The organism is Hamadaea sp. NPDC051192, assembly GCF_040682475.1.
Lineage (GTDB): Bacteria > Actinomycetota > Actinomycetes > Mycobacteriales > Micromonosporaceae > Hamadaea > Hamadaea flava.
In genome coordinates this window covers 61,336-80,618 of the sequence record NZ_JBFBAZ010000002.1, presented here as the reverse complement: position 1 = coordinate 80,618, position 19,283 = coordinate 61,336, and the positions used below count along the sequence as shown (strand labels likewise).

General features: G+C 68.7%; 11 protein-coding genes and 1 pseudogene. 8 read left to right on the top strand and 4 right to left on the bottom strand.

Translation table 11 applies throughout. The annotated features are described in order from the left end of the window. A pseudogene (locus AB0M47_RS01615) lies at positions 1–197 on the top strand (hypothetical protein); the annotation flags it as partial. Between the two features lie 766 nt (positions 198–963). Here AB0M47_RS01615 and AB0M47_RS01610 read toward each other — a convergent pair. After that, positions 964–1,377, bottom strand: a complete 414-nt coding sequence (locus tag AB0M47_RS01610; protein WP_363406597.1) for an SRPBCC domain-containing protein — start codon at positions 1,375–1,377, stop codon at positions 964–966. A gap of 234 nt (positions 1,378–1,611) precedes the next feature. On the opposite strand from AB0M47_RS01610, the gene AB0M47_RS01605 reads away from it, so the two are divergent. Continuing rightward, a complete protein-coding gene (locus AB0M47_RS01605) occupies positions 1,612–2,358 on the top strand; it encodes a sigma 54 modulation/S30EA ribosomal C-terminal domain-containing protein (RefSeq protein ID WP_363406595.1) in 747 nt (248 codons plus the stop codon). 128 nt (positions 2,359–2,486) lie between these two features. After that, positions 2,487–3,746, top strand: a complete 1,260-nt coding sequence (locus AB0M47_RS01600; protein ID WP_363406593.1) for a hypothetical protein — start codon at positions 2,487–2,489, stop codon at positions 3,744–3,746. Positions 3,747–3,772: 26 nt separating this feature from the next. Here AB0M47_RS01600 and AB0M47_RS01595 read toward each other — a convergent pair whose 3' ends face one another. After that, positions 3,773–4,123 carry a helix-turn-helix domain-containing protein gene (locus AB0M47_RS01595; protein WP_363406590.1) on the bottom strand — a complete coding sequence of 117 codons (351 nt, stop codon included), beginning with the start codon at positions 4,121–4,123 and terminating at the stop codon, positions 3,773–3,775. A 54-nt stretch (positions 4,124–4,177) separates the two neighbouring features. Between AB0M47_RS01595 and AB0M47_RS01590 the strand changes: the two genes are divergently transcribed. Next, the gene (locus AB0M47_RS01590; protein ID WP_363406587.1) at positions 4,178–4,765 is read left to right on the top strand and encodes an NAD(P)H-binding protein; all 588 of its coding nucleotides are present in this window, start codon (positions 4,178–4,180) and stop codon (positions 4,763–4,765) included. Between the two features lie 15 nt (positions 4,766–4,780). Here the strand turns inward: AB0M47_RS01590 and AB0M47_RS01585 are convergent, their stop codons facing one another. Further along, positions 4,781–5,377 carry a class I SAM-dependent methyltransferase gene (locus AB0M47_RS01585; protein ID WP_363406584.1) on the bottom strand — a complete coding sequence of 199 codons (597 nt, stop codon included), beginning with the start codon at positions 5,375–5,377 and terminating at the stop codon, positions 4,781–4,783. Between the two features lie 30 nt (positions 5,378–5,407). Here AB0M47_RS01585 and AB0M47_RS01580 point away from each other — a divergent pair, with 30 nt between their 5' ends. Together AB0M47_RS01580 and AB0M47_RS01575 are read left to right on the top strand one after the other, a co-directional pair. Further along, entirely contained in the window at positions 5,408–5,923 is a 516-nt protein-coding gene (locus tag AB0M47_RS01580) for a GNAT family N-acetyltransferase (protein WP_363406581.1), read from the top strand. A 181-nt stretch (positions 5,924–6,104) separates the two neighbouring features. Beyond that, entirely contained in the window at positions 6,105–6,578 is a 474-nt protein-coding gene (locus AB0M47_RS01575) for a GNAT family N-acetyltransferase (protein WP_363406578.1), read from the top strand. Between the two features lie 114 nt (positions 6,579–6,692). Here the strand turns inward: AB0M47_RS01575 and AB0M47_RS01570 are convergent, their stop codons facing one another. Beyond that, a complete protein-coding gene (locus tag AB0M47_RS01570; RefSeq protein WP_363406576.1) occupies positions 6,693–7,667 on the bottom strand; it encodes a hypothetical protein in 975 nt (324 codons plus the stop codon). A 147-nt stretch (positions 7,668–7,814) separates the two neighbouring features. Here AB0M47_RS01570 and AB0M47_RS01565 point away from each other — a divergent pair, with 147 nt between their 5' ends. Together AB0M47_RS01565 and AB0M47_RS01560 are read left to right on the top strand one after the other, a co-directional pair. Next, positions 7,815–9,137, top strand: coding sequence for a hypothetical protein (locus AB0M47_RS01565; protein ID WP_363406573.1), 1,323 nt, complete (start codon positions 7,815–7,817; stop codon positions 9,135–9,137). A 268-nt stretch (positions 9,138–9,405) separates the two neighbouring features. Next, complete coding sequence (locus AB0M47_RS01560) at positions 9,406–19,239, top strand: LamG-like jellyroll fold domain-containing protein (RefSeq protein ID WP_363406570.1); 9,834 nt, start codon at positions 9,406–9,408, stop codon at positions 19,237–19,239. Positions 19,240–19,283: the final 44 nt, after the last annotated feature.

Here is a 19,283-nt window from a genome sequence, read left to right as displayed (position 1 = left end):
ATGGTTGGGGTGGGTACAACCAGATCGTCGGGGCTGATATCACGGGGGATGGCTTCACGGATCTGGTTGGTCGTAAGGCTGATGGCACTTTGTGGCTGCACTCCAACAACTTCGTTCGCGACGATGGTGAGCCGTTCTACGGTTCGGACGCCCGTAAGATCGGCAACGGCTGGGGCGCGTACGACCTGATCCTCTGACTCCACGATCACCAGCGAGCCCAGTCTCGGCCGGGCCGCATACTCGCGATCCGGCCCTGGCCAGGGAGATCTCCGCGCTGGCCAGGGCAGCGCCGGATGGGACGGCCCGTCCGGGCAGGCCGCGCTCATCGCCCCAACCGCCGGGTCTTGAACCGCGGACTCCTCGCCGGCAGTCCGCTGCGCATCGCCTCCTGCGCGCTCTGGTGGGGTCGGCATGGTCGCATCGGTGCATGCGTGCCCGGCCGGGATCGGCTGTGGCGCCTCGGTAGCAGGGCCGTACAGCAGCCCGATCCGCAGCCGGTGGGACTGCGTAGCTCGTGCACAGCAGGTCGCCTCCCCAGCGGCGCGCCGACCGCCTGGATGTACGGCAACGGGTTGATCGCGCGGGTTCAACGACCAAGAAGACCTGACACCAGATACCTCGTCGCGCACGTTGACGAAGAAGGCCCTCGCTCGGCGACGGTCAGGCTGCGGTTACTCGCTTCGCGGCATGAGCGGATGCTTGCAGCATCAAACCCTGTCGCTTTCGCGAGCCTGCCCTGGCTACGATCCCGTTGAGCCCGCCCAAGGCGCACCTACCCGGTAAGGGTGCGTCCCGCCCGCCGCATGGTGAGGGTGGCAGCCCGTTCGAGCCGGGCCGGGTCCGGGGAACTCACGCCTCGGCGGGAGGTGTCGGAGTTCCCGCTGCCAGGACCGCGACAGATCCCGGCATCCGCCGCCGAGATCGTGCCGTTACCGCTCTGCCGGACGCCTACGGATCGCCTTGTCAGGAGCGTGGCCTGACCTGTTCGGCCAGCCGGGGCAAGAAGTGCGACCAGCCTTGTTCGTGGCTCTCGCGTTCCTGCGCATCCTGCTCCGAATCCGTATAGGGGCCATGGGTGATGTGCAACATGGCGCCGACCTCGACCTCCTCTGCATCGACGACTACCTGGTAGGCGTGGCCGGTGCCGTCCCACTGCCAGGTGAATACCAGACGCCGGGCCGGATCATATTCGACGACGTGTCCAGTCAGAGAGCTGCCTAGCTGGCTGAAGTCGACGTGGTATCGGCCGCCAGGGCGGGGCTCGAAGGTCAGCTGTCCACCCCACCAGTCGTTGAGCATCGTCGTATCGGTGAACGCCCGCAGTGCGTCGGCCGCTGTCACTCCAGGTAACTCCACTGCTGTATGTAGCTGATCCATGACCTGACAGTAGACCGGGGTACGGACACACGTGGGCATGAAATCTCCCTGCGGACAGGTCCGTTCCCGGGCTGGATTCGGGCTAGTGGCGGGGATGTCGTGGGTAACGAGGAGGCCGAGCACGGGACCGTTGACCCGCCCCAAGTCGGGTCCTTATGCCCTGGTCACCCATGACCCAACCCCAGCAGGCTGATCGCTGGAGGCCAGCAGGCCGGATGATCAGGAGGTCCACACATGCCGGGGTTCGTCACACCGACTTCGCCGACGGTACGCGTCGACGGCAGCGTCTCGGCCGATGAGCGGGACTGCGCCGAGGCGATGATCGGTGCGGTGCTGGCACATCACGGTGGTGTGATCGACGATGCGCGACTACGTGTGACGGGCAGCCCGTGCGCGGGTGGACCGGGGTTGGTCCAGGTGAACCTGCGTGTTCATGGCGCGCCGGCTCGCGTACAGGTGCCGGGGCGGACGGTGGTCGAGGCGATCTCCGCTGCGGCTGCGCGGCTGGATCGGCAGGTTCACCGGTTGGCGACGGCGTGGGAGCAGTGGCCATGGCCCGATCCCGAGCGGCGTGCGCTGGGTTTGCCGGGTGGTGGGACGGTCGTCCGGGTCAAGAATGTCCGGCTGCATGCCGGGATGCCGTGCCAGGCGGCGTCCACGCTGAGCGCGATGGACTACGACGTCTACCTCTACACCGATGCGGAGACCGGCGAGGACGCGGTCGTGTACCGGTCGGGGCCGACCGGCTTGTGCTTGGCGCGGCAGCGGACGATGCGGCCGCCGTCGCTGCGGTCGGCGCTGCCGCTGACGGTCAACCCTCGCAAGACGTCGGCGATGACGGTCGGCCAGGCGGCGGCTCGGCTGGCCGACGGCTGGCTGCCGTTCGTGTTCTTCACCGACGAGCCGACCGGGCGGGGCAATCTGCTCTACCGCCGATACGACGGGCAACTGGGACTTGTCGCGCCGATCGGCCACGCCTGACCGCGCGAGGAGGAGAGGCACGCGGGGAACGGGTGGCATTAACAGATCTCGCGTGAACAGCGGAAATCATTGACGGTGAAGATTCTTCATGATTCGATGTGGGCCCCGTCCCCATTGGAGATGTCCCTGTGTCTATCCTTCGCCGAGCGGCGTTGGCCGCCGCACTTCTCCTCGCCACGGTGCCTGCCCGCGCCATGGCCGCCCCCGTCGCCGAATTGGACGCCCTTCCTGTCGCCGCCGTCGTGATGGGCGACAGCTTCGTCAGCGGCGAAGGCGCGGGCAACTACTCCAACGTCGTCGACGTCAATGGTGTGTCCCAAGGGTTCCCCGGCTGGTCGGCCGCGAACTCGAACGCGTACTTCTGTCACCGGTCGCCGAACGCGTCGATCTTCCAGGCTTCGCTGCCCGGCATCCAGAACCGCTTCAATTTGGCTTGCTCGGGTGGTCGCCCGTACGACATCACCAGTGCCTCGTCCACTCGCGACAAGGGTCGCTCAGTCAAGTCGCAGATCGACCAGGTACGCGCGGTCGCCCAGACCAACGACATCGACCTCGTGCTCATCGGACTTGGCTCCAACAACAGCTCGTTCAGCTTCGGCGACGTGGCGAGCAAGTGCGCCAACCGGTTCATCGCCGACGCCTGGACCGGCTGGTGGGAGTTCTGGGCGTACATCAACGGGCCGGTCGAGCAGGACCCGTGCACGTCCGATGACCTGGCCACCGCGGCGCAGGTGAGCAGCGCGACCGCCGAGACGATCACCGCGCTGCGTCAACTGCTGACCGTCCTGGACCAGGTCGACGCCGACCACCAGCACCGGATCGTCCTGCAGGACTACACCAACCCGCTGCCCTTCGACGTGCTGCCCTCGCTGGTCGAGGCGGACGGCCGCCAGGACGACCGGGACAAGTTCCGCGACCTGGGCGCCGCCCGCTACGCGGCCGGCTGCCCGATCCACCGCGCCAGCCTCGCACCCGGCCACCAGTTCTCGGCCAACCTCGGCACCATCGTCAAGACCGCGTACACGACGCTCGCCGCCGAGTTCCCGGCCGACGATCTGGTCTATCTCAACGTCCAGCAGGCCTTCGACGGCGCGCGGCTCTGCGAGGCCTCCACCAACCCGGCCACGGCGTTGGCCACGCCGGTACGCGTCCAGGACGGGCCGTCCGGCGTGCCGCTGACCAGCCTGTCCGGCAAGGACAAGCTCGACATCAAGCGGTACGCCGATACGTGCATCACGTATTTCCAGACGTGCCAGGAGTCGTGGCACCCGAACGTGGCCGGGCACGCCGTCCTCGGTCAATGTCTTGCCGGAGCGTACGCCGCGAGTGCGCATTCGGTGAAGTGCGTACGCCAGTCCAACGGCACGATCGTGGTGTCCGCCGCCTGACGTCGCGTCCCGCGATCCCGTCGCAGCTACACCTCGACGGGGTCGCGGGCGTCCAGGATCTCGTCCCAGTGCTCCGCCGTCCACGCGTACAGCGCTTTGAGCGGGCCGAGCAGGCTGCGACCCAGTGAGGTCAGCTCGTAGGAGACGGCACGGCCGGCCGCCATACGGACCACGAACCCGTCACGTTCGAGCGTACGCAGCGCCCGAGTCAGCTCCTTCGGGCTCGTTCGATGCAGCACCGTACGCAGTTCGCCGAACCGCAGCGGCCCAGCCTCCAGCGTCCCCAGCACCAGCGGCCCCCACTTGTGATCCATCCGCACCGGCAGGAACCCCGACGGGCACAGCTCGTCGAACAGGTCGGACTTCGAGTGGATCATAGATCGAGGATAGCTACCCGATCGGTAACCATGCCCCCGCCTACGGTCGTCGCCATGTTGAAGATCGTTGTTTTCGGGGCGGACGGCAAAGCCGGCAGCGCTGCCGCCGCCGAGGCGAAGTCCCGTGGTCACCAGGTCACCTCGCTCGACCGGCCGAACACCGACGTCACCGATCCCGCTGTCGTGGCCGGCGGCGCGGCCGGTCACGACGTGGCGATCATGACGGCGGCCGACGCCACCGCCGATCCCGCGGTGTTCTTCCGCTCCGCGGCGGAGAGCCTCATCACAGGGTTGACGCAGGCCGGAGTCAATCGGCTCGTCTGGATGAGCCTGGCGTCGCTGCTGCCCGACGCCAACGGCGTACGGCTGATGGACATGGACGGGTTCCCGGCCGAGTTCCAGCCCTTCTCGCTGGCGCATCGGGCGGCGTTGGAGATCGTGCGCGGCTCCGACCTCGATTGGGTCGCGGTCAGCCCCGCCGGCAACTTCGACGTCGTCGGACAGCCTGCGGGTGCGTACGAGATCAAAGCGGGTGACCTGACCGCGAGCGTCACCTATCCCGATCTCGCGCGGGCGCTGATCGACGAGGCTGAGCGCGAGCAGTTCCGCCGCGCGCACATCGGGGTGGCGGGAGCGCAGTAGCCGGAGAACGCCGGCTCACGGCTCGCCGTGAGCCGGCACGCCCAGGGTGAGGTACGGGAAACCCATCACCCCGCGATGCCCGCGCAGCCAGATCGACCGCTGCGCGTCGAGCTTGTTCCGCAGACCGGCGGCCTCGGGATGGTCCGGATGATCAAGGAGCCATTCCTCGATGTCGGCCGCCAGGCCGGACTCGAACTCGGCCCACTCGTCCCCGGTCGCGGTGCCTATCCGCAACGGCCGGAACCCGGCGGTCACCGCCGCGTCGACCAGATCCGCGAGGTACAGACAAGCGTTTGCGTCGATGCCCGGCCACATCTGGCCGAGTTCGGCCTCCGTCGGCGGGCGCTCCCAGAACTCGGCGCCGAACAGCAGCCGCCCGCCCGGGCGGACCAGCTTCCTCAGCTCGGCCAACGCCTCCGGGATCGTGCCGAAGGCCTGATAAGCGCCGATGCTGATCACCAGGTCGGCGGCCTGCGCATGCTGCGCCGCCTCACCAACTACAAAGGACGCTCGATCCGTCAGGCCGCGCTGTTCGGCCGAAGCCCGGCCCCGGTCCAAATCCGGGCCGGCGGTCTCTCGGCTCAGTTCGTCTGCGCGCCCGTTTTGTGACAAGCTGGTAGGCCGCCCAGTCTCGGAGGACGAGTGAATACTGCACAGATTCCATCACCCACGCCGAGGTTGGCGTTTCGGCGGATGACCGCCGACGACCTCGACGACATGGCCGGGCTGCTCGGCGATCCCGAGGTGATGCGGTTCTACCCCAGCCCGAAGACGCGGGCTGAGGCACTCGCGTGGATCGAGTGGAACCAGCGGCTCTACCGGAAGCACGGGTATGGGCTGTGGGTGGTCACGCTGCTGGACACCGGCGAGTTCGTCGGTGACTGCGGGCTCACGCCGCAGGAGATCGAGGGCGTGGTCGAGCTGGAGGTCGGCTATCACGTCCGGGCTGAACTGCAGGGATTGGGATACGCCACCGAAGCCGCAGCGGCCTGCCGCGACTACGCGCGGGACGTCCTCGGGGCGGAGCGGCTCATCGCGATCATCCGGCCGGACAACCGGCCGTCGCAGCGGGTTGCGGAGAAGATCGGACTGCCGCTGGAGCGGAAGGCTGTGTCACGGTCGGGGCTGCCAGTGCACGTGCATGCCACGGCGTTCTGACGATCTTGCGGCGTGAGCCCTTGGTTGCGCTCCGGCTCCGGTCTACCGCCATCTCGCCGGATCGCGCGCCGCTTGCGACCGATAGTTCTCCGGCTGTCCCCGCCCGGTAGTGCGGTGACTGGCAACGTTCACCCGGGTTAGCCGCTGGAACCAGTCTTTGCCGGCCTTGTAAGTTCCTGGCGTGAGTGATGACGGCGAGACTCGGATCCGATTCGCGGAAGAGGCAGATGCAGGCGTGATCGCGCGCATCCACATGACCTCTCGGTCGGCGACCATGCCCTATCTGCCCCCGCAGAAGCGCAATCACGAGCAGGTGACCCGATGGGTCCAAGACGTCCTGCTCAAGCACTGTCGTACCTGGGTCGCAGTGCGTGATGCGGAGATCGCCGGCTATGCGGCCCTTGACGGTGACATGCTCGAACACCTCTATCTACGCCCGGACGTCCGTCGGCAGGGAATCGGCACGCTGCTGCTCGACGAGGTCAGGCGGCACAGCCCTGGCGGCGTGTCCCTACACGTCTTTCAGCAGAACACCGATGCCCGTGCGTTCTACGAGCGCCACGGTTTCACTGTCCTCGACACCAACGACGGTGATCGCAACATGGAGAACCTGCCCGACATGACGCTTCGCTGGACGCCGAACAGCGCGCGGTAAACCGCGCCGCCCAGACGAGCCGGAGGCGTACGCCGCGGTCGCGCGGGCGACCGCCCCCGCGGATGCGGGTGCGTTGCTCGGCCCCCTTGCCAAGGTGCTCTCGGTGGAAGGCTCTTAGTGGAAGCTCGTGCTGTGTAGGCGGGCCTTGTAGAACTCGGCCCCATACGGCAGCGACCGGGTGAACGACTTGGCGCCGGCGGCGTTGAAGAACTGCACCTCGGGACTGACCCAGGTGCGGTCGTCCCCGTGGTACTTCGTCCCGGTCGCCTGCACCCAGAACCGCTCGCCCGAATCGTGCTGCGAATACGACTTCACCGCGTCGTCGGCGTACTCCTGGGTCACCGCGTAGGCCGTCTTGTCGATCGTCATGACCTGGCTGCCGTCGGTCGCGAGCAGCAGGTTGCTGTCGGCGTAGCTCGCGTCGAGGCTGTGACCCATGTGGGGCGGGCCGATGGACACCTTGCGGTCGAGCGCCAGCCGGGTGCTGCGGTACGTGCCGGACACGGTGTAGACGTGGGCGTAGTCCCGGCCGATGGCCCACAGCCTGTCGTGGATGTCGTCCCACCAGACGCCGTGCGCACCAGTGAACGAGATCGTCTGGATCAAGGCGAGGGTGCTCGGATCGTGGACGGCGGTCGGGCCGTAGACGTAGAGGTATCCGACGGAGGCGGCCACCACGATGACACCGAGGTCGGGAATGCGCTCGATGGCGTGCGGGCTGTTGCCGGGCCGCGCCGTCCACAGCACGTCGTTGAGCTCCTGGACAACTTCCGTCGTCCGGTTGACGATGCCGACCCGGCCGGCGGACGCCGTGACAAGAGCGACTTCGCCGAACGCGGCGGTGTTGCGGAACTTCACGTCGCACAGATTCGACCAGCCGTCGGCCGTACCGGGGTTGAAGCGCCACTTCACCGTGTCGTTGCTCCACGCGACGTTGGACGGGTAGATCTGGATCTGGTTGTGGTACTGCTCGCACACGGCCACGTCATAGGTGGCGTACGCGTGAGCGGGGGACTCCCCGAGCAACGCCGCCGCTGGAGCTGCGACAGCCGCGGCCGCGGCAGCTTTGAAGATCGTCCTGCGACGCATTGCATCCTCCCCGGGAAGTCCTGAACGGACCTTGCCGGCGGGGATGCTATTCCGGCGACCTGTTCCGCGCGATCGTTCAACATCACGGCGGTCATGTGGAGCAGCTGCGGGAGCGAGAAATGTCGTACATTCAGTGATCATTGTCTGATGGCCACCGACTTGTACGGGATTCGTGTCCTCGACCTGGCTCCGGACGAGCATCGCGTCCGCTTCCGCGTGTTCGTCGTGTATTACGACACCGAGGACCGGGGACACGCACCGCTTCCCGACGACCCTAGCTTCTTCCTGAGACTGCTGTCGGAGAACGGGTTGGCCCTCGACGGGATCTACGACGAGGCATGGGTGGGCGCGAACGCGCATCGCTACGTCCGGCACGTCGAGCAGGTCGCGACCAGGAACCATCCGGTCGCCGATTGGGCGCGTCTGCACGACTTCTACTACGAGCGCAACGGAAGCTGGCGCGACGAAGACCTGTTGGCGCAGGCCGACTACGACGTGGAGGTCACCGGACCGTGGTGCCTCGGATCGTTGGCGGTCGGACACTCCTGGGGCTCGGCCAGCTATATCTCCACATCGGATCGCGTATGGGAGGTCGACGCGCCGACCGTGCTAGACCTCCGGGAGCCCGCGATGAGGCTAGATCCGTTTCCGGGCGGCGAGACCGACGACGCCACGCCCAGCGATCTGTCCTTCTCCGATGACGGCGAGTATCTGGCGATGACCAGCCAGAACTGCGAGCTGGTGGTGTTGCGGACCGGGGATTGGAGTGAGGCCGCCCGGGTCAAGGACAGCGCGCTGTGGGGTCAGGACATCCAATGGGTGCCCGGCACCCACCAGATCACTCAGCGAAACATCGAGGGTGGAGCCGAACTCGACGGCGACGCACCGATCGTCGCGTACGACGTCGACACCGGCTCCGAAGTCGATGTGGCACCGCAACCTCGAGAGTTCCGGTCGCGTACGGGCCGCTATCGCGCTGACAAGTGCTTCGGCCGCGACCCGGTGGACGGCGCGTACGGGGCCGCGGTCAGTCTGCTTACTGCGGCCGGAGAATCTCGCCTGCTGCACCTGCCGAGCGGCAGGGCGTACGCCCAAGGGGTTTCCTTCACCGGCGACGAGACCCGGATGTTCGTCGGCCACGGCGGCAAGGTCCACATCCTCGATCCGGAGACCGGCCGCATCATCAAGACGCTCAACGAAGTAGGTGCGCGTGCGGTCGTCCGGCCGGACGGCGCCTATGTCGCTGCCTCGGGCGACGGCAAGCTGATCGACCTGTGGCGAGTCTCCGACGGAGCACTGCTGATGCGGTGCCGGTCCGGCGGGCGATATCTCGGTGGCACCACCGGGCTGGCCTGGTCGCCGGACGGCACGCTGCTCGCGGCTTCCGTGATCACCGGACACGACGGCTACGGCGGCGAGGTCCGGATCTATCGCGCCGGGCCGCCGGTCGAACTCGCGCTCCCGTCGTAGCGCGTGCTCGGTGTAGATCACGGTTACGCATGCCAAATCGGCTCGGTGAAGCATGCGTAACCGTGATCTGCAGCCTTCTGGGTCGACGTGTACGCGGAGGGTGTGGGGCACACAGCGGATGTTCAGCCGAGTGCGGGGAGTGGTTGAACGCTCACGCTTCATAACGATTCGATGTACGCGAATTTTCGCCGCCAAACACCGCGATATCTAACTGGATACATCGCCAACCGGCGATGCGACCAGGACGACTTGCGCGCGGAGGTCTGCGATGCATGGCGGCTACCCCGAGATGCCCGGCCGGCCCAAGACCTTGTGGTCGCGCCGTAAACAGCTCATCGCTTTGTCCCTGTCCGGGCTGCTGCTGTTCACCACAGCGGCCAGCGGGGTGTCGGGCATGCCGAAGTGGACTCGGCCGGACACCCCGGGCGCCAGTGCTGAGGCGGCGGGAGTGTCGCCGCAGCAGGAGTGGATCGGCGCGAAGGGTTCGGGTAGCTCAACCTCTCGGGGAGGTGGGGCCGCGCAGAAGACGAACCGCGTCATCCCCGCCTCGCAGCGGTCGCGGAATCCGGAGCATGAGCTGTCGCAGGAGGCCGTCGCGCCGTCCAACGTCGCCTCGGTCCAGACGGGACCGGTGACCAAGGCGCAGGGCTACCAGGCTGGAAGCAGCCAGGAGCTGTCCGACCGGCGGGACGCGTACCAGCAGGTTTATGTGAACCCGGACGGTACGCAGACGACCGTGTTCTCCACCGCGCGGGTCAACTACAAGTCCGCCGCAGGTAAGTGGGAACCCATCGACGCCCGGTTGTCCGGTGACGCCGTCTCGGGCTGGCGTAACACCGCTGACGAGGTGCGGATCGGGTTCGCCGGTCGCGCCGACGCGCGGGCGCTGGCGAGCTTCACCGTCGCTGGTGGGCAGTCGATCGCGTACGGGTTGTCGGGTGCGGCCTCCGTCGCCGGTCAGTCCGATGGTTCGCTGGTGGCGTACCACAATGTGCTGCCCGGTATCGACGTCGAGCTTCAGTCGCTTCCCGGTGAGCTGAAGGAGACGCTCGTCCTGCGCTCGGCGGCGGCCGCGCGTAGCTATGACTTCCCGCTGCGCCTCGACGGGCTGTCCGCCTCGTTGCGTGACGGCGCGGTGGTGCTGGCTGACGCCAGCGGTACGCCGCGCGCCGTGATCCCGCCCGGGTACGTCGTGGACGCCACAGGCGCCAGCGCCACACAACAGCAGGTCCGGTACGAGCTGCTGACCGTCGGCGGCTCGCCAGTCTTGCGGATGACCGTCGACAAGGCCTGGCTGCTCGATCGTGCCCGAGTGTTTCCCGTACGCGTCGACCCGACCGTCAAGCTGCCGGTCGCCAGCGACGGCGCCGACTCCGCGATGTACGTCAGCGGCTCGAGTTCCGCGTCGGGTTCCAGCGAACTGCGTGTCGGCACGGTCAACGGCGTCAACACCGCGTCCTACATCAAGTTCGCCGGCCTGGTGGACCGGCTGCGGTACCACACGATCTTCGGCGCGCAGTTGGTAGTGGTCAACTACGACTCGGACTCCTGCTCGGCGCGGCCGGTGACGGTGCACCCGGTGACCTCGGCGTGGAGCCCGGGCACGGGGTACTCGTACCCGGGTCCGTCGGTGGGCGGTTCGCTGGCGCGCAAGTCGTTCGCCCACGGCTACGTCGCCTTCGGGGAGAGCACGTCGCGTTGCCCGGCGGCGGGGGAGGTGTTCGACCTCGGCGGTTCCGGCGCGGACCTGGTGCAGCGGTGGGTCAACGGCGATCAGGCCAACTACGGCCTGTCGTTGCGGGCGCTCACGGGAGCGTCGAGCGGCAAGCGGTTCGCCGGTCCGTCGACGGCCAACCCGCCCCGGCTGTACGTGACGCACAGCCCGTACAACGCGTCGTACCAGATCTCCAACCCGGTGCCCAACCCGCCGGTGCTGCAGAACCAGGACGGCCGGGTCAACGTGACCGTCACCAACCGCAGCGCCGAAGCGTGGTCCGCGGGCGGCTACTACCTCGCCTATCGCGCGTACAACGCCAGGACGGGCGCGGCGGTCGGCCAGCAGCGCGCCGCGGACCTGACCGGCAGCGTGGCACGCGGGGCGAAGGTGACGCTGAGCGCGACCATCAAGCGGCTGCCGCCCGGGCGGTACTTCCTCGACTTCACCATGGTCCGCGCCGGCGGGGTGGTCTTCACCGACCACCAGGTCGCACCGGCGCGCATGGTGCTGGAGGTCATCGACATCCCGCCGGTGGTGCAGGAGCTGTACCCGCCCAACGGCTACTCGGCGCAGACGCTGTCGCCGCAGCTGTGGGCGCGGGCGGTCGACGTCGACGCGCCGCCCGGCGTCACGCTGAGCTACAAGTTCGAGGTCTGCCAGCAGACCGCCACCGGCGGCACGACCGGCTGTTTCAACTCGGGCTTCCAGGCCAAGACGGCCTGGACCGTGCCCAGCGGCAAGCTGACCTGGAGCAAGACCTTCGTCTGGAAGGTCACCGTCAAGGACGGCTCCAACGAGACACCGTCGCCTCAGTCGACGCTGCTCACCGCAGTGCCGCAGCCCGAGATCACGTCCCGGATCGCCGCGTCGGCCAGCGCCGAGCAGGACCGGGAGTTCGACGCGCAGACCGGCAACGTCACGACGGTCGCGATGGACGCCACGGTCAGCACGGTCGGACCGGACCTGAACCTGGTCCGCACCTACAACAGCCTGGACCCCCGGCGCGACAGCCTGTTCGGGGCCGGCTGGTGGACCCGGTACGACATGCGGGTCGTGGCCGACGACGACGGGTCGGGCAACGTGACCGTCACGTATCCCGACGGGCAGCAGGTGCGCTTCGGCAAGAACCCGGACGGCACCTTCGCCGCGCCGGCCGGCCGGACCGCGTCGCTGACCTGGAACGGAACCGTGTGGGCGTTGACCGACAAGGCGAAGATGGTCTACCAGTTCTCCGCCGCCGGCCGCCTGGTGAAGATCACCGACGCCGCGCTGCGGTCGATCGTGCTGACCTACAGCACCACCGACGGGAAACTGGCCCGCGCCCGGGTCTCCAACAGCCAGACCAACACCGCGGGCCGGTCGATCGTGTTCACCTGGTCCGGCAACCACATCGCCACCGTCGCCACCGATCCGGTCGGCGGCACCGCGCCGACGTGGACCTACACCTACACCGGCGACCAGCTCACCTCGGTGTGCGCGCCGGGCAACGCGTGCACGCGGTACGCGTACAGCGCCGGATCGCACTATCGCAGCGGGGTGCTGGACGCCAAACCGGAGTCGTATTGGCGGCTCGGCGAGGCGCAGGGCACCGCCGCCGCCAGCGAGGTCGCCGTGAACCTGGGTAAGGACGCGGCCACCTACGCCAACGTCACGCTGGCCACGGCCGGTGCGCTGACCGGAACGCAGGAGACCGCGGCCGGCTTCAACGGCACCTCCTCCGCAGTCACCCTGCCCAAGGGCGCGCTGAAGAAGTCCCGGGACGGCGCGGTCGAGCTGTGGTTCAAACCGACCGCGACCGGCGGAGGCGGACCCCTGCTGGGCTACCAGGACAAGGACCTGAGCGCCGCCTCCACCACCGGTGTGCCGCTGCTCTACGTGGGCACCGACGGCAAGTTGTACGGGCAGTTCGGCGGGACGTCGATCGCCCCGCTGGCGTCCACCGCCACCGTCAACGACGGCCGCTGGCACCACGCCGTGCTGTCGATCATGGGCGGCACCCAGACGCTGTGGCTCGACGGCGCCAAGGCCGCTGAGCGTACGGGCATGACGGTGGAGCACTCGCTGCTCACCTTCAACCAGGTCGGCGCGGCGTACGCCACCACGCCGGCGTCCTGGCCGGGCTGGGGCTCGGCGGCGCGGCGCTACTTCACCGGCGCGATCGACGAGGTCGCCGTCTACTCCCACCCGCTGGGCCTGGCGGCCGTCGCCGCGCACTACAGCTACGGCGCGGGCGCCAGCCAGCTGTCGTCGATCACCCTGCCCAGCGGCAAGGTGGCTGCCGAGTTCAGCTACGACACCGCGGCCGACCGGGTCGTCAAGCACACCGACCGGCACGGCGGCACGTGGCAGATCGGCGCGCCGCTGGTCTTCGGCGGTAAGGACGACCTGCGGCGCAGCGTGCAGATTCTGGACCCGTCGAACCGTCCCTACCTGTTCGAGTACGACGGGATGACCGGCCAGCTGCTGCGCTCGGGTTCGCCGATGGGGCTGGAGACCCGCGAGGAGGACCTCTCCCTGCCGGTCGACCCGCCGGCCGAACCGCCGACCGAGGTCTGCACCGCGCCCGACCCGAGCGACCCGTCGTTCTGCACCGTCATCCCCGGCGACGCCGGCGGTCCGGTGTTCGTCCGGCATCCGCTGGAGGGCATGGCGATCCGCACGTTCGAGTACGACGCCGACGGCAACCAGACGGTGGTCACCAACGAGAACGGCGACGCCGCCCGGATGACCTACGACGCGCGCGGCAACGTCGTCTCGACGCGTACCTGCCGCACGTCGACCGTCTGCTTCACCAGCTACTCGACCTATCCGGCGACCGTGACCGACCAGTTCGATCCGCGCAACGACCTGCCGACCGAGACCCGCGACGCCCGCTCCGCCAGCGCCACCGACGCGACGTATCGCACGACGTACGCGTACACGTCGTTCGGGGAGCTCGCCACCCAGGCGAACCCCGACGGCAGCACGGTGAGCCACACTTACACCACCGGTGGGGAAGCGGCGTACGGCGGCGGCAGCGTCCCGGCCGGGTTGCTGCTGACCACGACCGACGCCCGCGGCAAGATCACCCGGTACGCCTACTACCAGAACGGCGACCTGTACCGGGTCACGCAGCCGTCCGGGTTGCAGACGAGCTACACATACGACGCGCTGGGCCGGACCGCCACCGAGACCGAGATCTCCGACGCGTACCCGTCCGGGCTGGTCACGACCTACACCTTCGACGCCCTGTCGCGTCCGGTCACGACGACCGAACCCGTGACGAGCGACGCCGTGACCGGGCAGACCCACCAGAAGAAGTCCATCACGACCTACGACGCCGACGGCAACGTCATCCGGGTCGAGGTCGACGACGTCGCCGGCGCTGACGCCACCCGGGTGAGCACCTGGGAGTACGACGACTTCAACCATCCGGTCCGCATCGTCGACGCGGCCGGCAACGAGACCGTGAAGAACTACGACCGGTACGGCAACGAGACGACGGTCGTCGACGCCAACGGCAACCGGTACGACTACGCGTACACCGCCCGCAACGCGCTGTCGGAGGTCCGGCTGCGCGACTACAAGGGCGACGGCGGCCCCAACGTCGGCGACTACCTGACGCTGCACACCTACTCCTACGACTACGCCGGGCGGCTGGCCAGCGACACCGACGCCATGGGCCGCCGGCTGGAGTACGAGTACTACGGCGACGACCTGCTGTACCGCATCGTCATGAAGAACCTGCGCAACGCCGACGGCACCACCCGGGACTACGTCGTGGAGGAGGACACCTACGACGGAGCCGGCAACCTGTCGCGGCAGGCCGCCGCCAACGGCACCCAGGTGACCCAGCGGACCTTCACCAAGGTCGGCAACATCGCCAGCCTCGTCACCGACCCCGGCGGCCAGGCGCTGACCGCCACCTACACCTACGACCTGATGGGCAACGTGACCCGCACCACCAGCACCGGTCGCCCGTCGAACGTGCCGTGGGTGCTCGCCACCACGACCGAGCAGACCGACTACGTCTACGACGACACCGGCAACGCCATCCGGCAGACGGTTACGGCCGGTTCCACCACCCGCGTCAGCACCAGCACCTACGACCAGCGCGGACTGCTGACCTCCACCACCGACCCGCTGGGGCGCACCACCACCTACACCAACGACCAGCTCGGCCGCCGGATCAGGGCGATCTCGCCGTCGGTGACCGTCGAGCAGGACGGCGGCGCGCCCACCACCGTCACGCCGACGATCCTCACCGGATTCAACACGTTCGACGAAGCGGTCAGCTACCGCGACGAGCGCAGCAACATCACCCGCAACAACTACGACGAGCTGGGGCGGGTCGTCAGCAGCGTCGCGCCGTCCTACCGGGCCCCCGGCGCGCTGACCGCGACCGAGTCCGCCGTCACCGCCCGCTACGACGCCGCCGGCAACATGCTCGAGAAGATCGACGGGCTCGGTCACGCCACCCGCTACACCTACGACCAGCTCGGCCGGCTCACCGCCACCGACGAGCCCGGCGCGACCGACACCGAACGCGCGATCACCCGGCGCACCTATACGCGTACGGGCGAGCTGCTGTCGGTGACCGGACCCAACGGGGCGCGCACCGAGGCGACCTACGACGATCTCGACCGCCAGGTCACCTCGACCATCGTGGAGCGATACCCGACCGCACGGACGCTGACCACCCGGTACGCCTTCGACGACGCCGGCAACGTCACGTCGATCACCTCGCCCAGCGGCAACGTCACCACCAACGCGTACGACGGGCAGGGCCAGCTGATCCAGGTCACCGACCCCAGCGGGACGAAGATCTCCTACGGGTACGACAACGACGGGCGGCAGGTCCGCACCAGCGACGGGCTCGGCCGCACCGAACGGGTGGACTACGACCCGCTCGGCCAGGTGACCGCCGAGTCCGACGTCGCTCCCGACGGCACGGTGCTGCGTACCCAGACGTACACCTACGACGCCGTGGGCAACCAGCTCTCCTCGACCAGCCCCGGCGGGATCACCACGACCTACGCGTACGACACGCTCGACCGGCTGATCCGCCAGGTCGAGCCGGTCACCGACACGACCTCCATCACCACCGGCTTCGGCTACGACGCGGCCGGCAACCAGACCCGGTACACCGACGGGCGGGGCAACCAGACCTACTTCACCTACAACAGCCTCGGCCTGCTGGAGTCGCAGATCGAACCGGCGACCACCGCCCACCCGACGGCCACCGACCGGACCTGGACGCTGACCTACGACGCGTCTGGGCAGCCTGTGCGGCTCGCCGCACCCGGCGGGATCACCACGACCCAGACCTACGACGCGGCCGGGCGGGTCATCACCGAGGCCGGCGCCGGGGCAGGCACAGCCCAGCAGTCGTTCGGCTACGACATCGTCGGCCGGATGACTCAGGCCACCTCCGCGGCCGGCACCGACACCTACACCTACGACGACCGCGGCAACCTGCTCACCTCCGCCGGGCGCGGCGGCTCGGCCAGCTTCGGCTACAACGTCGACGGGCAGCTGACCAGCCGCACCGACGCGGCCGGGGCCAGCACCTACGCGTACACGAAGGGGCGGTTGTCGTCGACCCGCGACGGGATCACCGGCACCACCCAGAACTACACCTACGACGCGGCAGGATTCCTCAAGAGCATCGACTACGGCTCCAGCCGTGTCCGGTCGGTCACCTACGACAATTTCTCCCGCGTCGCCACCGACACCACGCGCAACGGCGGCGGGACGGCGGTCGCGTCGATCGCGTACAGCTACGACGTCGACGACCACCTGACCCGCAAGATCACCACTGGCACGGCCGGGGCGGGCGACAACACCTACGCGTACGACAAGGCGGGCCGCCTCACCTCGTGGACCGGGCCGCAGGGCACCGTCGCCTACGCGTGGGACGCCTCCGGCAACCGCACCCGCGCCGGCTCCAAGACCGCCACCTACGACCAGCGCAACCGGCTGCTGTCGGACACCGACTACACCTACACCTACACGGCGCGCGGCACGCTCGCCTCGCGTACCAGCTCCGGCCTGACCGAGAGCTACACCTTCGACGCCTTCGACCGGCTCACGACCGCCGGCAGCCAGACCTACACCTACGACGCCCTCGACCGGGTCGCCACCCGCAACGGCATCACCTTCTTGTACGCGGGCATGGGCGACGACGTCGTGTCCGACGGATCCGGCCAGTACGCCCGGGGCCCGTCCGGCGAGGTCGTAAGCGTCGCCAAGGGCGGCGAGGAGATGCTGGCGATCCGCGACGGGCACGGTGACGTGGTGGCCGGCATCGACCCGGACGACACCACGATGTCCCGGGTCGCCGACTCCAAGGCCTACGACCCGTTCGGCCAGGTGACCGCCAAGGAAGGCGACACCGGCGACCTCGGCTTCCAAGGGGACTGGACCGATCCGGACACCGGCCAGGTCGACATGGGCGCCCGCTGGTACGAGCCGGGCACCGGAGCGTTCACCTCCCGTGACACCGTCGACTACGACACCGGCGACTCCATCCTGGCCAACCGCTACACCTACGGCGCGGGCGACCCGCTGGCCAATGCCGATCCCGACGGGAACTGGCCGTCCTGCGGCTGGTGCCGGTCGGTGGCCAACGCGGTCGGGCGGACCGTCTCCCACGCCTGGTCGGGGGTGAAGCGAGCTGCGTCGTCCGTATGGTCGGGCGTCCGGCGGATCGGCAGCTACGTGTGGTCCGGCATCCGGTCGGTGGCCAGTTGGGCCGGATCGGCGATCCGCCGGGCGGCCACCGCCGTCTCCTCCGCCGCCAAGTGGGTCTATCACAAGGCCAAGAGCGCAGTGCACTGGGTCAGCAGCAAGGTCAGCACCGCCTATCACTGGGTGAGCCACAAGGTCTCCTACGCGTACCACCGGGTGTCCTCGACGGTCCGCAGCGTCGCCTCGTCGACGGCCGCCTGGGCCCGGCAGAAGGCCGAGCAGGCCCGCCGGGCGGTGTACGCGGCGAAGAAGCGGATCACCGAGAAGGCCCGCAGCGTCATCGAGTACGCCGTCAAGCACAACCCGGTCAAGGTCGTCGCGGCCGTGCTCAAACCGGTCGTGAACACCATCAAGAAGGTCGTGTCGGCGGCCGCGCACATACCCGCCGCCGTCGTCGCCGTCGTACGAGATGTCGTCGTCGATACGGTGAAGGCCGCCAAAGCCGTCTACCAGACGGCGGTGACCGCAGCCGGCGCAGTCGTGCAGACGGTGTCCCAAGCCGCCGAAGCGGTGGCCGACTTCGCCCAAGCCGCCGCACCCTACGTGAAGACGGCGCTGAGCGTCGCCGCCGACGCGGTGGGCGTCACCGACCTCGTCAACTGCGTGACCAAGGGCGACCTGGAGGCGTGCGCCTGGACAGCGGCCACCATCGCCGGGTACGCCCTCGGCGGCGCCGGCGGCGGCGCAGTACGCGCCGCCCGGGCCGCGAGCCTGGTCGTACGCCACGGCGACGACGTGGTCGACGCGGTCAAGACCGGCTCCAAGGTCTTCGACGAGGTGAAGAAGGTCGGCGACGACGTGGCGGACCTGGGCTCCTGCGCCGTCGGCAACAGCTTCGACGGAGCCACCCTGGTGCGGATGGCCGACGGGTCGACCAAGCGGATCGACGAGGTCGATGTCGGGGACAAGGTGCTGGCCACCGATCCGACGACCGGGCGTACCGGGGGCTTCGCCGTCACCCACGTCATCGTCGGCGAGGGCGACAAGGACCTCGTCGAGGTGACCGTCGACACCAGCACGGGCACGGGCGTCGCCAAGTCCGACGCGGCGACCGCCACCGTCACCGCCACCCGGGGACATCCCTTCTGGGACGGCGAGGCCAAGCGGTGGGTCGAAGCCGGCGACCTGCGTCCCGACGAGGGGTTGCAGACCTCCACCGGGAGCGTCGCCACCACCGTCGGCACCCGGGAGTGGACCGAGCACAAGCGGGTCTACAACCTGACCGTCGACACCCTGCACACCTTCTTCGTGGTCCTCGCCGGTCTGAATCTGCTGGTCCACAACGACGGTGCCGGGGCCTGCCCGGTCCACCAGGCGGCGTCGCTGCCGGCCGCGCTGAAGGCCAAGAAGCCCGGAGGTAAGTGCACCTGCTTCGACGGACCCCCGCAGGTGCTCAAGCGCCAGCCGGTGCAGATGGCGACCAACAGCACCCGTAAGTCCGCGATGGACGCCGCCGAGCACATCGCCGACGAGTTCGCCCAGGACGCCCACGAGTACTCCGCGTACGTCCAGCACGGCGGAAACGCAATCGACGACCTCGTCGGCGGCCAAGTCCCGATAGGACACTCCGGCTTCGAGGTCGCGCTCGTCGCCGGCATGGTCGGCGCCCGGGTGGGCATCCGAAAAGTCGGCCGGCTGCTGAGCCGAGCCAGATAGCGACGAAGCAGCACGTGTGATGACCGAAGCGAGCCCTGGAGAGA

Bases quoted from the DNA above. Each gene is read 5' to 3' on its own strand.
- AB0M47_RS01590 (WP_363406587.1), top strand. From the start codon at position 4,178: ATGTTGAAGATCGTTGTTTTCGGGGCGGACGGCAAAGCCGGCAGCGCT.
- AB0M47_RS01605 (WP_363406595.1), top strand. From the start codon at position 1,612: ATGCCGGGGTTCGTCACACCGACTTCGCCGACGGTACGCGTCGACGGC.
- AB0M47_RS01610 (WP_363406597.1), bottom strand. From the start codon at position 1,377: ATGGATCAGCTACATACAGCAGTGGAGTTACCTGGAGTGACAGCGGCC.
- AB0M47_RS01565 (WP_363406573.1), top strand. From the start codon at position 7,815: ATGGCCACCGACTTGTACGGGATTCGTGTCCTCGACCTGGCTCCGGAC.
- AB0M47_RS01570 (WP_363406576.1), bottom strand. From the start codon at position 7,667: ATGCGTCGCAGGACGATCTTCAAAGCTGCCGCGGCCGCGGCTGTCGCA.
- AB0M47_RS01595 (WP_363406590.1), bottom strand. From the start codon at position 4,123: ATGATCCACTCGAAGTCCGACCTGTTCGACGAGCTGTGCCCGTCGGGG.
- AB0M47_RS01560 (WP_363406570.1), top strand. From the start codon at position 9,406: ATGCATGGCGGCTACCCCGAGATGCCCGGCCGGCCCAAGACCTTGTGG.